The organism is Dactylosporangium sp. CS-033363 (assembly GCF_050942475.1).
In the GTDB taxonomy this organism is placed as follows: Bacteria; Actinomycetota; Actinomycetes; order Mycobacteriales; family Micromonosporaceae; genus Dactylosporangium.
In genome coordinates this window covers 2,914,546-2,930,216 of record NZ_CP192032.1, presented here as the reverse complement: position 1 = coordinate 2,930,216, position 15,671 = coordinate 2,914,546, and the positions used below count along the sequence as shown (strand labels likewise).

The 15,671-nt window shown below is 76.4% G+C and carries 9 protein-coding genes; 5 read left to right on the top strand and 4 right to left on the bottom strand.

The features are described 5' to 3' along the window. Window positions 1-57: 57 nt before the first annotated feature. The 4 genes from ACQPZ4_RS13505 to ACQPZ4_RS13490 all read right to left on the bottom strand — a co-directional run bounded on the left by ACQPZ4_RS13505 (window position 58) and on the right by ACQPZ4_RS13490 (window position 3,449). Window positions 58-300 carry a nickel-binding protein gene (locus ACQPZ4_RS13505; protein ID WP_433059847.1) on the bottom strand — a complete coding sequence of 81 codons (243 nt, stop codon included), beginning with the start codon at window positions 298-300 and terminating at the stop codon, window positions 58-60. Between the two features lie 5 nt (window positions 301-305). Then, window positions 306-557, bottom strand: a complete 252-nt coding sequence (locus tag ACQPZ4_RS13500) for a DUF4242 domain-containing protein (RefSeq protein ID WP_433059844.1) — start codon at window positions 555-557, stop codon at window positions 306-308. A 93-nt stretch (window positions 558-650) separates the two neighbouring features. Continuing rightward, window positions 651-3,167, bottom strand: coding sequence for a LuxR C-terminal-related transcriptional regulator (locus ACQPZ4_RS13495; protein WP_433059841.1), 2,517 nt, complete (start codon window positions 3,165-3,167; stop codon window positions 651-653). Between the two features lie 6 nt (window positions 3,168-3,173). Further along, the gene (locus ACQPZ4_RS13490) at window positions 3,174-3,449 is read right to left on the bottom strand and encodes a DUF2277 domain-containing protein (protein WP_433059838.1); all 276 of its coding nucleotides are present in this window, start codon (window positions 3,447-3,449) and stop codon (window positions 3,174-3,176) included. A gap of 91 nt (window positions 3,450-3,540) precedes the next feature. On the opposite strand from ACQPZ4_RS13490, the gene ACQPZ4_RS13485 reads away from it, so the two are divergent. The 5 genes from ACQPZ4_RS13485 (at window position 3,541) to ACQPZ4_RS13465 (ending at window position 15,600) form a co-directional block, all read left to right on the top strand. Beyond that, window positions 3,541-4,416 carry a DUF4132 domain-containing protein gene (locus tag ACQPZ4_RS13485; RefSeq protein ID WP_433059836.1) on the top strand — a complete coding sequence of 292 codons (876 nt, stop codon included), beginning with the start codon at window positions 3,541-3,543 and terminating at the stop codon, window positions 4,414-4,416. Between the two features lie 85 nt (window positions 4,417-4,501). Further along, entirely contained in the window at window positions 4,502-9,295 is a 4,794-nt protein-coding gene (locus ACQPZ4_RS13480) for a hypothetical protein (protein ID WP_433059833.1), read from the top strand. After that, window positions 9,229-10,437: an ATP-binding protein gene (locus ACQPZ4_RS13475; RefSeq protein WP_433059830.1), complete on the top strand. Its 1,209-nt coding sequence runs from the start codon at window positions 9,229-9,231 to the stop codon at window positions 10,435-10,437. Before ACQPZ4_RS13480 ends, ACQPZ4_RS13475 begins: the two co-directional genes overlap by 67 nt. Then, entirely contained in the window at window positions 10,421-13,870 is a 3,450-nt protein-coding gene (locus ACQPZ4_RS13470; RefSeq protein WP_433059827.1) for a DUF5682 family protein, read from the top strand. Before ACQPZ4_RS13475 ends, ACQPZ4_RS13470 begins: the two co-directional genes overlap by 17 nt. Next, entirely contained in the window at window positions 13,867-15,600 is a 1,734-nt protein-coding gene (locus tag ACQPZ4_RS13465; RefSeq protein WP_433059825.1) for a hypothetical protein, read from the top strand. Before ACQPZ4_RS13470 ends, ACQPZ4_RS13465 begins: the two co-directional genes overlap by 4 nt. Window positions 15,601-15,671 lie beyond the last annotated feature (71 nt).

The following is a 15,671-nucleotide window of genomic DNA, read 5'->3' as shown; positions in this document are numbered from 1 at the left end:
CCCCCGCCCCCTCGGCGTGCCCCCAGTGATGGCACAGGCGGAGAAGGTGCAACGCCATTATTGCGGCAACTCGAAGACCCCCGTCGCCGGATGCCCCGCCCGTTCGTGCGCGCGCAGGACCGCCTCCCGGTCCGGCCCGTGCACCAGCCGGAACATCAGCCCGGTGCCCGGATCGAGCCAGCCGCGCCCGAACCGCACGCCCACCTCGGCGGCGCAGGCGCGGTCGGCGGCGAGGGCCTCGGCCAGCTCGCGCGGGGTGACGTCCGCGTAGCCGGCGTGCACGCCCACGTACGTCGGCATGGGCGTCAGGAGCCTTCCTGCACCTGGTAGATCTCCCCGGCGACGAGCCCGTGGGCCTCGCGGTGCACGGCCGCGGCGGCCTCGGCGGACGGCGCCTCGGCCAGGCAGAAGATCTTGCCGCGGCCCTCGTCGACCCAGTACCGCAGGTAGCTCACGTCGTACTTCGCCTGCGTGCGCAGGTCGGCCTGGTGCGCCTTGACGACGTCGTCGACGGCCACGCCGCCGTCGATGCTGTGGATGTCCATGTAGAGCGGCATGGTGGTGCCTCCTCGGTCGGGTTCGTGCGATGACCGTACGGAGACAGGCGGTACGAGCGGATCGGGATCGGATCCCCAGATTTCCCGGCGCCGCTACCGGGTTTTGCCGACCGCCTCGGCGCGCGAGGCCACGCCGAGCTTGGCGAGCACGGCGGAGACGTGGTGATCGACGGTCTTCACCGACAGGACCAGCCGCGCGGCGATCTCGGCGTTGGTCAGGCCCTCCGCGACCAGGTCGAGCACCTGCTGCTCGCGGCGGGTCAGGCCGTGCGAGTTGGCGCGGGTGGCGGTGCGCGGGCCGACCGGCACCGAGCGGGCGCCCAGGTCGCGCAGCCGCTGCCGGGCCACCCGCACCGCCGCCGTCGCGCCCAGGTCGGCGAAGACCTGCAGGGCCCGCCGCGCGCTGTCCTCGTCGCTCGCCCCGAGAAGGGCGAGGGCGCTGTCGTACGGGCAGTCGAGCGCCTCCCAAGCGCGCGCCGCGCCCGCGAAATCCCCGGCGATCTCCAGCGCGAACGGCTCCGCCAGTGCGCCGCGCGCAGGTCGGTCCGAGCCGGTGCGGGCCAGCCAGGTCGCGACCCAGCCGCGCAGCCAGCCGTCGGCCCGGGCGCAGGCGCCGTCGGCCAGCTCGGCCTCGGCGCGGGCGTCGGAGAGCTTGCCGGCCAGCCAGAACGCCTCCGCCCGGCCGAGCCGCGCCTTGATGATCCACTGCGGCTCGCCGGAGCCGTCGGCGGACTCGGCCGCCTCGTCCAGCGCCTCCCACACCTCCGGCTCGTCCTTGCGGGCGCGGATGGTGGCGTGGACGTACAACGCGTAGATCCGGTTGATCGGGGAAGCCTCCTCGACCCGGGTCAGCACGATCCGGCACAGCGCCAAAGCCTCGTCCCAGCGGCCCATCCGGGACAGGGACGCCGCGCGCTCGCCGCGCAGGCAGGTGCCGTAGGTGTCGACGTCGTGCTCGTCGCAGTAGGCGATCGCCTCGCGGTAGACCGGTTCGGCCTCCGGGAAGCGGCGGGCCCGGCAGAGCAGGCCGTAGAGGTTGGTGTACGCCCGGCCGGCCTCCTCGTCGTGCCCGTGCTCGATGGCGACGTCGAGCGCCCGGCGCATCAGCGGGATCCACGCCTCGCCCAGCATGAGCCGGGCCGCCGCCTCGGTGTTGAGGGTGTCGCTGAGCAGGTCGTGCCGGCCGAGCGGGGCGGCGACGGCCTGCGCGCGGCGGGCCAGGTCGATCGCCTCGGCGTTGCGGTCGGCCAGCGCGCGGTGCTTGGCCAGCTGGGCGTACGCGCGGGCCAGCTCCTCGGTCGGCCCGAGCGGCTCCAGCACGGCGAGCGCGGCCTCCAGGTCGGCCAGGGCGTCGCCGCCGCGGCACAGGCTGACCCAGGCCGAGGCGCGCACCCGCAGCGCGTTGCCCTCCCGCAGCCCGTTGCCGGCGGCCCGCCACAGCACCCGGGCCCGCTCGGCCGCCTCCGCCACCTCCGTCCAGGCGTCGATCATCGACAGTTCGACGGCGAGCGCGTCCAGCAGCGCCGGGTCGTCGCCGTCGGCCCGCACGGCCCGCCGGTACTGCGCGGCCGCCTCCCGGTGCGAGCGCAGGCCGGCCGCGGACCGGGCGGCGCGCACGGCGTGGTGCAGCGCGGCGGCGGCGTCCCCGGCCTCCTCCGCATGGTGCGCCATGCTCGCATCGTCACGCGAGCCGAGCCGCTGCAGCGCGGCGAGCACCGCGGCGTGCGCGGGTCGCGTCCGATGCGGTGGTACCGCCTGTGCGACCGCCAGCCGCGCCAGCTCGTGCCGGAACCGCAGGACCGTCCCGTCCCCGATGAGCAGCCCGGACGCGACGAGAGCGTCGAGGTCCTCCGGTGCGGCCTGGGTCGCGTCGGTCAGGAGCCGCGGGTCGATGCGCGTGCCGATGAGGGCGGCGACATCCAGTACGAGACGGGTGGTCGGGGCCAGTCGAGCGGCCCGGGCGAGCACGGCGTCGCGGGCCGAGGCCGGCACTCCCCCGCCGTCGTCCCGCAGCAGCTCGCTGACGAGGTAGGGATTGCCGCCGGTGAGCCGGAACAGCTCGGCCGGGTCGATGCCGCGGCCCTCGGCGAGCGCCCGGACCGACGGCTCGCTCAGCGGGGCCAGCCCGATGCGCCGGGTCGCGCGCTGGGTGCCCAGGTCGCCCAGGGCCACCCGCAGCGGGTCGCCGGGCGTCAGCGCGTCGTCGCGATAGGTGAGGACGGCGAGCGTACCGCGCAGTCGCCGGCCCAGGTAGCGCACGAGGTCGACGGTCGCCTCGTCGGCCCAGTGCAGGTCCTCGATGACCAGGATGTCGACGCCGGCCAGGGCGCGCAGGGCGGCCGCGAACAGCTCGTCGCGGCCCACCGCGGCGACGTCCAGCCCGATCTGCTCGGCGATGTCGAACAGCGGGCCGAGCGGCCGCGGCGTGAACAGCCCGTCACACAGGCCCCACACGACGTTGCGGCGGTCCGCGGTGAACGCCTCGACCAGCGCCGTCTTGCCGACCCCGGCCTCGCCGCCGACGAGCACGATCCGGCCCTCGCCGGCGCTCGCCTGGCGGGCGTACTCGGCCAGCGAGGCGAGCGCGGAATCCCGTTCCAGCAGCGGCATGCGGGGCTACTCGCGGGGGCCGTACCGCTGCTCGGCGCGCGCCCGGGCCCGGGCCGCCTCGACCTCGCGGTCGCGCGGCGGGGTGCGGGTCACGAGGCTGTCGAGCAGCACCCGGGTGGCCTCGGTGACCGCGCGGACGGCCTCGTCGAACGCCTCCTGGTTGACCGTGGCCGGGCGGGTCATGCCGGCGACCTTGCGCACGTACTGCAGCGCGGCGGCCTCGATCTCGTCCTCGGTGGCGGGCGGCTCGAAGTTGTTCAGCACGCGGATGTTCCTGCACATGCCCTCCACGATGCCAGGCTCGCGGAAAAATGTCGCACCCCCTCGATAGTGTGCCGGACATCCGATACCGAGGGGATGGAGGCAACCCGGGATGGCGTGGCTGGCGGCCGGCGGCGGCTATGAGGTGACCCTGGATGCGGGGCGGATAGCGGCCCGCAACCAGAAGGGCAAGGTGCTGCGGTCCGTGCCCGCGACGCTGCGTGACGACCCCGTCGTCGCCGGGTTGCGGCAGTTGCAGGAGTGGCTCGACCGGCACACGGCCGAGGTGCGCGAGCAGGTCGACCTGTGGATGATCCGGTCGCTGCCGGTCCCCGCCGAGCTGCTGGCCCGGGTCTGGCCCGACGAGACCTGGCGGGCCGCGCTGACCGACCTGGTGGTCGCGGTGCTCGACGACGACGGCGGGTTCGACCCCGACGAGGCCGGGTTCCTGCGCGACGCGACCGCCGACGGGATCGGCGTCGTGAACCTCGACGGCGAGACGGTCCGGCTGCCCGCGCGGCGGATCGCGGTGCCGCACCCGACCCGGCTGCCCGACCTGGAGGACCTGCGCGAGTTCGCCGCCGACCTCGGCGTCAAGCAGGCGGTCGACCAGCTGTTCCGGCAGACCTGGACCCGCCCCGACGACCTGGAGCCCGGCGCAAGCAGCGTGCGCGACTACGCCGGCGGGCGGTTCAAGGAGCTGCGCCACCTGCTGGCCCGGGCCGGCTCGCTGGGCTATCCGGTGCGCGGCGGCTACGCGGTCTGCCGCGTCTTCGAGGACGGGCGCGGCCTGGAGGCCCGCAGCTGGGTCGGGGCCGACGACCCCTACTCGGAGGCGGAGACCGGCGACCTGGTCTTCGTCCACCCCGACGGCAAGTCGATCCCGCTCGCCGAGGTGGGGCCGGTCGCCTGGTCCGAGGGGATGCGCATGGCCGCGGCGCTGTATGCGGGCCGGATCGTCGAGGAGAGCAAGGAGGAGGGCCAATGAGCGGTACGGAGCGAAGCGGAGTGGCCGCTCATCAGCAAGCACAGGGGCAGTCATGGCGCGGCTGGAACGAAGTGGAGGTCGCGGCATGACCGAGGCACTGCTGGACGCGGGCGCGGTGGTTCCGGCCGGCGCCGGCGTCGCTGGGGACACCGTCGACACGCTCACGACCCGGGCGTACTCGCATCCGGTGCTGGAGGGCCGCACGGTCGTGCGGCTGGTGCCGGCGACGCTGGGGCCGGCCGAGGACCTCACGATGGAGTTCCTGGGCTTCGGGGCGCCGGAGGCGGTGGCCGAGGTCGGGCTGGTCCGCCAGCAGGCCCTCGGGTTCCCGGCCTGGGCCCTCGTGCACGACCCCGCCAACGGCCACCACGCGCTGGCGCTGGTGAAGGACATCGAGCGGCTGGTCCGGGTGGCCAAGTCCCGCATCGGGCCGGCCCGCGACGGCTTCAACGAGCTCGGCAACCGGCTGGCCCGCGCCGTGCCGCACTTCCTGCCGACGTTCTACGAGGAGGCGGCCCGGGCGTTCCTGGCCGCCGACAGCCAGACCTACGCGGCCACCATGTTCGGCAAGGCCCGCGAGGCCGAGCGCACCTACGCGCTCACCATCGACGAGGAGCGGCAGCACACCGTGTTCCTCGAGTTCGCCCTCGCGGGCGCGCTGACCGCCAAGGCCCTGGCCCAGCACGCCCGCGACCTGGCCGCCCGGGCCACGCCGGCGGTGGCCTACGAGCGGTTCCGGCGGCTGTGCCTGGAGCGCACGCTCGGCGGGATGCCGCCCTACGCGCAGATGCACGTCGACCTCGGGCGGCTGGCCAAGGCGGCCAAGCTCGGCCCGGAGGAGGACGAGGCGCTGCTGACCGAGCTGCTCGCCGCGCCGTCGCTGCTGCGGGCGCCGGGCGGGTTCTGGAAGGCGTACCGGCCGGCCCTGCTGCGCATCGCCGGGCGCGACCCGAAGGTCCGCGGGCAGCTGCTGGGCATGTTCCCGAAGGACTGCCCGTTCGAGACGTGGCTGGAGATCCTGGAGGAGTCCGGCGCGACCGAGGCGCTCACCGGGCCGGCCGGCGCCGCCGACCCCTCCGCCGAGTCGCCCGACGGGCCCGCGGGCTGGCTCGCCCGCGCCGACCGCAGCCGGGGCTGGCGCAAGCAGCGCAACGCCCGGTTCCTGGCCCTGGCCGAGCGGATGGTGCCGCGGCTGGTCGCGGACGGCGCGCCGGTGGAGTTCGCGCCCTCGCACACCCGCATCGATCTCGACCTGGCCGACCTGCTGCTCGGCCGCGCGGTGCCGGTGGCGGCGCCGCACGAGCACGCCCGCTGCGACGTGAACGTCTGGCTCTCCGACGAGGGCGAGGGCCGGCGCGACCTGAGCGTCGTGGCCGCCGACGAGCGGCTGCGGGCGCTGATGGCCGCGAGCATCGAGGGTTACCTGCACACGTGGTACCGCGCGGGCGACGCCCAGGTCGCGCCGGACCGGGTGGCCAACGTGGTGGCCGTGCCGGGGCTGCGCACCGCGCTGCACTGGTGGCTCGACCGGCTGGCCGAGCGGACCGAGCAGCAGGGCCTCACGACCATCGGGGCCGAGCTCGACCGGCTCACCCTGGTGGCCTGCCCCGACGGGCTCGCGGTCAACCCGGAGGCGATCGCCCGGATCACCGCGCTGGACCTCGGGCCGCTGCTCGGCCGGACGCTGCGGGCCGGGGTCGTCGACGAGTTCGGCTGGCCCGCGCTGGAGTCCGCCGCCGCGACGCTCGACGCGCTGGACCGCAACGCGCTGACCGACAACCTGGTCATCACCCCGCAGTGGCCGGCGCTGGTGCTGCGGCGCAACGACCGGGTGCTGGTCGTCGGCGACGAGGGCGTCGAGCTCGACCACGTCCTGCGGGTGCCGGCCGACGAGCTGCGGCACGCCTGGAACCTCGGGGTCCGCTGGGCCGACGGGCAGCTGCTGGTCGCCTGGAGCCGCAACGGCGACCGGGCCGGCTACTGGAGCGGCGCCCCCGACGACGTGTTCACCGCGTCCGAGGACGGGGTCAACGACAACGGCGAGCACGGGCTGGCACTGCCCGGCGGCGGGCGGACCGCGGGCGGGCGGCCGCTGCGGGCCGGGGACCGCCGGGCCCAGGAGTTCGGGCGGGTGGCGAGCGACGGGCGGCACCACTGGGTGCTGGTCCGGGAGGCCGACCACTCGTCCCGCTGGTACGAGTTCGACCCGGCCACCGGCGAGCGCGGCCGGGCCTCGCTGCCGGGCTTCTTCGAGGCCGGCGCCGCCGACGGGCAGCAGCTCAGCGCGGCGAACTCCGGCCTGCGCCCGGGCTCGGCGCGGATGGCCGGCAGCCCGCTCGGCAGCCGCGACGGGCTGGTCGGCTGGCGGCTGCGGCGCACCGAGGACGGCCAGGCCGGCGAGGGCATCGACGGGCGGGCGTTCGCGATGGCCGACCCGGAGCGCAACGGCCGGACCCTGCGCGGCAAGGTGCTCGGCGGCGCGATCCGCTTCCCCGGCGCCGACACGGTGCACGGCGTCTACGTCGACCAGTCCTGGCGCGAGGTCCACGTCGAGCTGCACACCGCCGACGGGCTGTGCTTCGCCCGGGTCTCCACCACCGGTCAGGCCAGTCCGTTCGCGGAGGCGACGGCGCTCCTGCCGCATGCGGCGTTCTGGCACCAGCTGCGGCCGCGCGACGAGCCCGGATCCCTTGCGCTGCGGGCGTTCGGGGACGAGGAGGCCGGGCGGGTCATGCACGCCGTGGCCGGGCTCGCCGGGGCCGACGCCGACACGGCCGAGATCCCCGACGACGCGGTGCGGGCCGCGGTCCGGGCGGCGCTGCCCGGGCTGAGCGACGCGCGGCTGATCGCGGGCGTCGGCGGGGTGGTGCGCCACGCCGCCCGGGCCGCGCTGCGGCTGGCCCGGCTCACCGGCGTCACCGAGGAGATCCTGGCCGGCGGGCCCGCGGCGGCCGCGCTGGTCGACGCCGACGCCCACCTGGCGAGCGACGACCTGCTCGACGACGCGACCGAGGGGCTGATCCCGGGCTGCTACGACCACGGCCGCGAGTGGGCCAGGCACTTCGTCGACGGCGGGGCGGTGCTGACCGGGCGCGAGCCGCGCACGCCGGTGGACGCCTGGTGCCGGGGCGGCGACCTCGACTGGTGGGAGACGCTGGGCGCGTTGCCGTCGATCATGCTGCGGGCGGCGTCGCCGGCGACGGGTGTGGAGTACCGGGCGGCGCTGCTGGACCTGCTCGAGGTGGTCGCCGGGTCCGGGCTGCTCGACGGGGCAGGGCGGACGCGCCGGGTCACCCTGGAGTCCGACAGCAAGGCGCCGGTGATGGTGCCCGGGCAGCCGTTCGCGGCCGGTCCGGGGCGGATCGTGCTGCCGTTCCAGGTGGTGGCGGGCGACGGTACGGTCAGCGGCATCGAGCACGCCGCCGACGGGCGGTTCGGTCCGGTGCCCGGCCACGCGATCCGGTTCGAGCGGGTGTACGACCCGCGCGGCCTGGACCGGGCGGCCGTGACCCGGTTCGTGGAAGCGGCCCGGGCCCAGGGCGGCGCGGCCGTGCTGCTGCGGCCGGACACCGTGCGGGGCCTGTCGACCGCGGCCGGGATCAGCCTGGCCGAGGCGACCGTGCTGCTGGCCGGGGCGACCGACGCCAAGCAGTTGCCGGCGGCCGGGTGGGAGCCCGCCGATCCGGCCGTGACCGACTACGCCATCGAGGCGGCGATCGAGTCCGTGCGCCGCGACCCCGGGCTGACCGCGAAGGGCGGCGCGCCCGCGGCCCTGCTGCCCGACGACCCGGCGCGGCTGTGGACCGACGGGCCCGACGCGAAGCGGTTCGGGGCGTGGCGGGCCGAGGCCGTCGGCGTGCGCGTGCCGGTGAGCGACGAGCTCATCGCCGACTGCCGCCGGGCGGGGATCCCGTCGGACATCAGCGCGTCGGAGTTCCTGCACGGCGTGGCCAACCCGGGCACCTGCCGCTGGCTGCACGGCGTCGACCGGGGCGTGGACGGCGACGACCTGCTCGTCACCGTCGCCCGCGGCCTGCCGTGGCTGGTCCGCCGCCTCCCGGCCGGCGACCCGATCCGGGCCGGGCTGCCGGCCGTGCTGGCGGCCGTCCGCGCGCTGACTCGCGACCCGGCGTTCGAGCTGTTCGTGGCCGGCGGCGACGAGACGGCCCTGGAGAAGGTGTTCGCCCAGCTGGGCCTGGACGTCCAGCGCGGCGAGGAGGAGCTGGACGCCGGGCTGTTCGCCGCCAACACCCGCGGGTACTGGCGGCAGGTCCGGGTCCGCCCCGCCCGCATGGACGGCATCGACGACCCGCGGGTGGACGCGCTGATCGAGGCGCTGGACGGCACGCGGCACCCGATGTTCGCGCTGCGGACGGTGCTCGGCGACGAGCTCACCGGCTGGATCGACGCCCCGGCCGCGGAGGCGCCGCACGACCCGTCGCGCTCGGCGCCGGAGCTGGTCGCGCGGGTGTCCGAGCGGCACGGGTTGAGCGCCGACGCCGCGACGCTGTACCTCCAGCTGCTGGCCCTGCCCGACCCGACCGACCGCAACGTGGCCGCGTGGACCGGGTGGAAGCCGGCCCGGCTCAAGGCGGCGCGGGCCGAGCTGGTCGGCACCGACCTCGTCGTGGAGGCGAAGCGGCCGCGGGCCGGGCGGTCGCTGTTCCTGCCGGGCGGCTGGCTGGCCTGGAAGGCGCCGGTGCTGCCGATCGAGCGGTGGAAGAAGCCGCTCCTCATCGGGGCCGGCGACTCCGCGCCGTTCCTGGCCGCCGCCCTGCCGGTGGCTCCGGCGCCGGCACTGTTCAGGATCGCGTGGGAACGGGTCGAGGCGGGCGACCCGCCGCGCTTCGAGGAACTGCAGACAAGGGGCCGTCGGTGAGCACGACGCGACAGGTTGATCCGGCCGAGCACGCGCACGCGGGGGAGCTCGCGTTCCTCGCGGCCTTCGACGGCGGGGCGCGGCCGCCCGGCTGGCGGCTCACCCCGCGGGCGGTGGTCACGTTCATCGTCGGCAGCGACGGGGAACTGGCGCTGCCGAAGGGCAAGCGGCCGGAGGGGGTGCCGGCCAAGCTGGAGATCGCCCGCAAGTTCGTCGGCGACCGGTCCCTCGTCGAGCGGTGCGTGGTGACCCTGGCCGGCGAGCGCGGGCTGCTGCTCGTCGGCGAGCCGGGCACCGCGAAGTCGATGCTCTCCGAGCTGCTGGCGGCGGCGGTGTGCGGGACCAGCGAGCTGGTGGTGCAAGGGACGGCGGGCACGACCGAGGACCAGCTGCGGTACGGCTGGAACTACGCGCTGCTGCTCGCCCACGGCCCGAGCCCGGAGGCGCTGGTGCCCTCGCCGGTGCTCACCGCCATGCGGGCCGGTTCGGTGGCGCGGATCGAGGAGATCACGCGCTGCCTGCCGGAGGTCCAGGACGCGATGGTCTCGATCCTGTCGGACCGGCGGATCGCGGTGCCGGAGCTCTCGGGTACCGACGGGGCGACCGTCCATGCCGCCCCCGGCTTCACGCTCATCGCGACCGCGAACCTGCGGGACCGGGGCGTGTCGGAGATGTCGGCCGCGCTCAAGCGCCGGTTCAACTTCGAGACCGTCGGCCCGATCCCGGACCTGGCCCAGGAGACGGCGCTGGTCGGCCGGCAGGCGCGGGCGGCCCTGGATCGGGTGCAGACCCCGTTCGAGGTCGACGAGGCGGTACTGGAGGCGCTGGTGACCGCGTTCCGCGACCTGCGGGCCGGGCGGTCGGTCGAGGGCTGGGAGGTCGAGCGCCCGTCCACGGTGATGAGCACGGCCGAGGCGGTGGCGGTGGCCACGTCGCTGGGCCTGGCCGCCGCGTACTTCCCGGGCGACCGCGACGTCCTGTCCCTGCTCCCGGCCCACCTGCAGGGCGTCGTGTGCAAGGACGACCCGGCGGACGGGGCCAAGCTGCTCGGGTACTGGGACGGCGCGGTCCGCCGCCGCGCCGAGGAGGGTGCCCGCATGTGGCGGCAGCTGTGGGAGCTGCGCGATGTCCTCCAGCCCTGACGAGGCCCTGGCCGCGCTGGCCGGGTCGGGCTCGCCGTACCTCATCGGGGTGCGGCACCACTCCCCCGCGCTGTCGGTGGTGATGGGGTCGCTGCTGGACGCGTACCGGCCGGAGGTGCTGCTGCTGGAGTTGCCGTCGGAGTTCGCCTCGTGGCTGCCGTGGCTCGCGGATCCCGCGACGACGGCGCCGGTGGCGTTGGCGGGGGTGCTGGGGGCCGACGGGAGTCCGGCGTTCTATCCGTTCGCGGACTTCTCGCCGGAGCTGGTGGCGGTGCGCTGGGCGGCGGCGCACGGGGTGGAGGTCGTGCCGTGCGATCTGCCGCTGGCGTCGCGGGACTGGCAGGCGTCCTCGCCATTCGAGCCGGGCCCGCCGGGGACGGCGTTCGGGGATGCGTTGCGGCGGGCGGCGAGCGGGCGGCCGGACGAGGACATGTGGGACCGGGTCGTGGAGGCGCGGGCGCCGGGGTCGTCGCCGGAGGCGGTACGGCGGGCGGCGCTGCTCGTCGGCTGGGCGATGCGGACGGACGCGGCTTCCGGCTCCGGGGTGTCCGCGCTCGACCTGCGCCGCGAGGCGTGGATGCGCAGGTGCCTGGCCGAGACGGGCGGGCGGCGGGTCGCGGCGGTGGTCGGCTCGTTCCACGCGGCGGCGCTGCTGTCCGGCGCCCCGGCCGAGGAGGGCGCGCCGGACGACAAGCGCGTGGTGACGTCGCTGGTGCCGTACAGCTTCGCGCTGCTGGACTCGCGGTCGGGATATCCGGCCGGGATCCGGGATCCGCGGTGGCAGCAGGCCGTGGTGACGGCGGCCGGGCGGGCCGAAGGCGTCGAGGCGGCGGCGCTCGCGTCGGTGGTGGAGGTGTGTGCCCGGGTGCGGGCGGGCGGGCATCCGGCCGGGCCGGCGGAGGCGCGGGAGGTGGTGCGGCTCGCGTCGGATCTGGCTCGGCTGCGGGGGCTGCCGGCGCCGGGGCGAGGTGAGATCGTCGAGGCGCTGCAGAGTGTGCTGGCGCACGGGGAGGTGCTCGGGCGCGGCCGGGTCGTCGCCGCCGCGATGGAGGCCGTGCTGGTCGGGGACGTGCGGGGCGCGCTTGCGGCGGGGGCTCCGCGGTCGGGGTTGCGGCCGGCGGCACAGGCGCTGCTGGAGGAACTGCGTTTGCCAGGGCCCGGCGGCGCGGCGAAGGACCTGCGGCTCGACCCGCTGCGCTCCGAGCTCGATCGGCGGCGGGACGTGGCGCTGCGGCAGCTCGGGGCGTGCCGCATCCCGTACGGGGAGTTCACCGCGGTCGAGGGGACGGCCGGCGTCGACGCGCTGACCACGCGGTGGAACGTGGAGTGGACGCCGGGTACGGAGGCGATGCTCGACGTGGCCGGCGTGCGCGGGGTGACGCTCGCGCAGGCGGCCGAGGGCGCGCTGCGGGAGCGGCGGCGGCGCGAGGAGGCGGCCGAGGGGGCCACCGCGGCGCAGATCATCGCGGGGCTCGCGGCGGCGGCCGAGTGCGGGCTGCCGGGGCTGGCGGCCGAGCGGCTGGACGAGATGGCGGAGCAGCTTCCGGCCAGTGCGACGCTCGATGAGCTGATGGCGGCGCTGGGGCTGCTCGACCGCCTGCGCAGCGGGCACGTTCCGGGGCTTCCGGCCGGGGTCGCCGCGGGGCTGGGCGATCTCGGGGCGCTGGGCGATGCGTTGGAGGCGGCGGCGGTACGGCAGATCGACGGGCTCGCGGGCTCCGACGATCTGGCCGACGTACAGGCGCTGGTGGCCCTGGGCCGGCGCGCCGACGCCGCCGGGGTGGGGCTGCGGCTGGCCGACGCCCTGCAGCGGCTCTCGGCGGACGGCACCCCGACGATGTCCGCCGCCGCCGGTGCGGTGCAGGTGCTGCTGGGGCTGCGGGAACCCGCCGCGCTCGGCACGCGCGTCGCGTCCTGGGTGGACGCCGCGATCGATGACGACTCCCGCCGGCGGCTGCTGGGCCACCTGCGCGGGCTGCTGGGTGCCGCCGAACCGCTGCTGCAATCCGGGCCCGACGCCTTGGACGGGCTGCTCGATCGGGTGGCGACGCTGCCCGACGACGCGTTCCTGGCGCGGCTGCCGGCGCTGCGGGGCGGCTTCCAGGCGGTGAGCCCGGCCGGTCGGGATCGGCTGCTGGCCGTGGTCGAGGACCGGCTCGGCTCCTCCTCCCCCGATGTCGCCGACGCCGACCCGGACGCCCTGCTGCCCCGGCTGCTGGCCGATCGCGCGGGCCGCGAGGCGGCGGCGGCGCTCGGACTGATGCCCGCGGTCGAGGCGGCCGCCGAGCCGGTCGACGAGAACGAGCCGGAAGCTGCCCGGCCGGCGCCCGGGGACCTCGCGGTGGCCGATCGGTGGCGGTTGCTGCTCGGGCGGCAGGAGCAGCGGATGGGTGCGGCGGCGCGGCGGTATGCGACGGCCCTCGATGAGCTCTACGGCAAGGGGCGCGGCGAAGGGTCCGCGGCCGAGGCGGGCGGCCGGGCCGGACGGGAGGCGCCGTTCCCGAACGTGCGGGAGTGGGCCCAGGAGCTGGAAGCGCTGTTCGGGCCCGGGATCCGCGAGGAGGTGCTGGCGCGCGCGGCCGAGAGCGGGCGGCGGGACGCGGTCGAGTTGCTGGAGCCCGAGGCGGTCAATCCTTCCGTCGAGCTGCTGCAGACCGTGCTGTCGCTGGCCGGGGGGATGCCCGAGAGCTCGCTCGCGCGGCTGCGGCCGCTCGTGGCGCGGATCGTCGAGGAGCTCACGCGGCGGCTGGCGACCAGGTTGCGGCCGGCGCTGGCGGGGATCAGTACGCCGCGGCCGACGTACCGGCCGGGCGGGCCGCTCGATCTGCCGCGGACGCTGCGGGCGAACCTGGCCACCAGCCGGCGGCTCGAGGACGGGCGGGTGCAGGTCATTCCGGAGCGGCCGGTGTTCAAGACCCGGGCGCGGCGCGGGGTGGACTGGCGGCTCGTGCTCGTGGTCGACGTGTCGGGGTCGATGGAGGCGTCGATCATCTGGTCGGCGTTGACGGGGGCGATTCTGGCCGGGGTACCCGCGCTGACGACGCACTTCGTGGCGTTCTCGACCGAGGTGGTGGACCTCAGTGAGCGGGTCAGCGATCCGCTGGGGCTGCTGCTCGAAGTCCGGGTCGGCGGGGGTACGCACATCGCGAAGGGGTTGCGGCATGCGCGGAGCCTCGTGACGGTACCGTCGCGGACGCTTGTGGTTGTGGTCAGTGACTTCGAGGAGGGGTATCCGCTCGGCGGGCTGCTCGCCGAGACGCGGGCGCTCGTGGAGTCGGGCGTGACGCTGCTCGGGTGCGCGAGCCTCGACGACGCCGGGCGGCCGCGCTATTCGGTGTCGGTGGCCTCGCAGCTCGTCGGGGCGGGGATGCCCGTGGCGGCGTTGAGCCCGCTCGAACTGGCCCGGTGGGTCGCGGAGAAGGTGAAGCCGTGAACGGGTCGCTGCCGCCGATCGAGGCGACCGTGCTCGTCGAGGCGGTCGACGGGTTGCCGGCCCGGCTGCGCAAGAAGCTCGACGACGCCGTGGCGCGGTTCGCGGGGCTGGCGGTGGGGGTCGACGGGGCGCGGTACACCGTGGCGATCGACGACGCCACGACCGTCACGCTGCTGGCCACGGACGGGGTCGTGCGGGCGGCCGCCGACGTGACGTGCACCTGCCTGCTGGCGCCGAACTGCCTGCACCGCGCAGGAGTGCTGTCCAACGCGCCGGTGGGGGCCGCCGCACCGGCGCCGGCCGAGAGCGTGCCCGACCAGGAGGACGACGAGGAGCTCGGCGTGGCGCAGCGGGCCGCCGTCGAGCAGGTGTGGCGGGCCGCCGTCGGGGTGCTCGGCGGCGGGGTCAGCGGGTCGGGGACCGTGGCGCGGACGGCGTTGCTGCGGGCGGCGCACGAGGCGCAGGCGACCAAGGTGTACCGGCTGGCCGCCGCGGCAAGGGTCGTGGCCACGCTGCTGCAGGCGGCGCGGGACGGGGATGCCCAGCACTACCGGCTCGGGGATCTCAGCGTGGCGATGCGGGAGCTGCTGCTCGCCGGGCACGCGCTGCGGACCGGGGCGAGCACCGAGCTGGGCACGGCGCGGCGGCAGTACCAGGTCGAGGGGAGCCTTCGCCTGTACGGCCTGTGCTCCACCGCCGTCCTCGCCGGCACCGGGCATGCGGGGGTCGTGACGTACGCGGCGGACCGGGACGGGCGGCTGTGGATGGTCGCCGACGTGATGCCCGGGGACGCCAGGCGCGCGGCGCGCGGCGGGGACGCGACGCTCGCGATGGGCGAGACCGCGCTCACGCACCGGGGGTTCGCGCGGGCCGGGCTGGTCGTCACCGGGGCCACGGCGGCGGAGAGCCGGCAGCTCGGGGCCGGGCGCGGGGTGCGGGCGGTCACCGCGTCCGGGGTCGGCTGGCACGAGGAGCCGCTGGCCGGGCTGTGGGCGGAACCCCTGGCCGCGCAGGTGCGGCGGGCGTTCGCGGCGCTCGCGGTGCCGGTTGGCGAGCGGGCCGCCGGGGGTGAGCTGCTGTTCCTGTCGGTGACTGTTCGCGGTACCGACGCAGACGCGGTGCGGGCCGAGCACGCCGACGGCACGCCGCTCACGCTGCGGGTGGCCGTGGATCATCAGGAGCTCGGGTACCGGGAGAACCTGCGGGTCCTCGGGCGGGCCGCCGGGCTGCGGATGCTGCTGATCGGGCGGCCCGATCCGGAGCGGCCGGGAACCGTGCTGCCGCTGGCCGTCGCGCCGGTCGAGGGTGAACGGTGGCGCATCGAGGGGCATGCCGACCTGGCGTTCGACCGGCTGCACGCGAGTCAGCTGCCGCAGGCGTCGGCCGGCGGGCCGGCGGCGCCGGCGCCGGTCGCGCGGGAGGTCCACGATCCGGTGCTGCGGCTGCTGACGGCCCAGGTCGAGCGGGCCGTCGCCGGTGGGCGGGTCATGCTCACGTTCCGGCAGCAGTCGGACGCGAGCCGGCTGCGGCGGGCGCGCTTCGAGGCCGGGGCGGCCCTGCTCGAACGGCTCGTCGCGGCGGCGAACGACCGGCCGCGCAACGCGTTCGGGCGGCTGGCCGACGACGACGGGACCGCGTTCGCGCAGGCCTGGCTGGCCGCCGCGACGTACGCCGACGCCGCCACGCGCGCCCTCGCCGAGGCGAGCTGGCTGCCCGCGGAGGCCGCATGACAACCGCGTACAACTTCTGACGCATTTCCAGAAAAAGGGCCGGGGGAGGCAACCCCGGCCCTTGGTCGGAA

Bases quoted from the DNA above. Each gene is read 5' to 3' on its own strand.
- ACQPZ4_RS13505 (WP_433059847.1), bottom strand. From the start codon at position 300: ATGCCGACGTACGTGGGCGTGCACGCCGGCTACGCGGACGTCACCCCG.
- ACQPZ4_RS13500 (WP_433059844.1), bottom strand. From the start codon at position 557: ATGCCGCTCTACATGGACATCCACAGCATCGACGGCGGCGTGGCCGTC.
- ACQPZ4_RS13495 (WP_433059841.1), bottom strand. From the start codon at position 3,167: ATGCCGCTGCTGGAACGGGATTCCGCGCTCGCCTCGCTGGCCGAGTAC.
- ACQPZ4_RS13490 (WP_433059838.1), bottom strand. From the start codon at position 3,449: ATGTGCAGGAACATCCGCGTGCTGAACAACTTCGAGCCGCCCGCCACC.
- ACQPZ4_RS13485 (WP_433059836.1), top strand. From the start codon at position 3,541: ATGGCGTGGCTGGCGGCCGGCGGCGGCTATGAGGTGACCCTGGATGCG.
- ACQPZ4_RS13480 (WP_433059833.1), top strand. From the start codon at position 4,502: ATGACCGAGGCACTGCTGGACGCGGGCGCGGTGGTTCCGGCCGGCGCC.
- ACQPZ4_RS13470 (WP_433059827.1), top strand. From the start codon at position 10,421: ATGTCCTCCAGCCCTGACGAGGCCCTGGCCGCGCTGGCCGGGTCGGGC.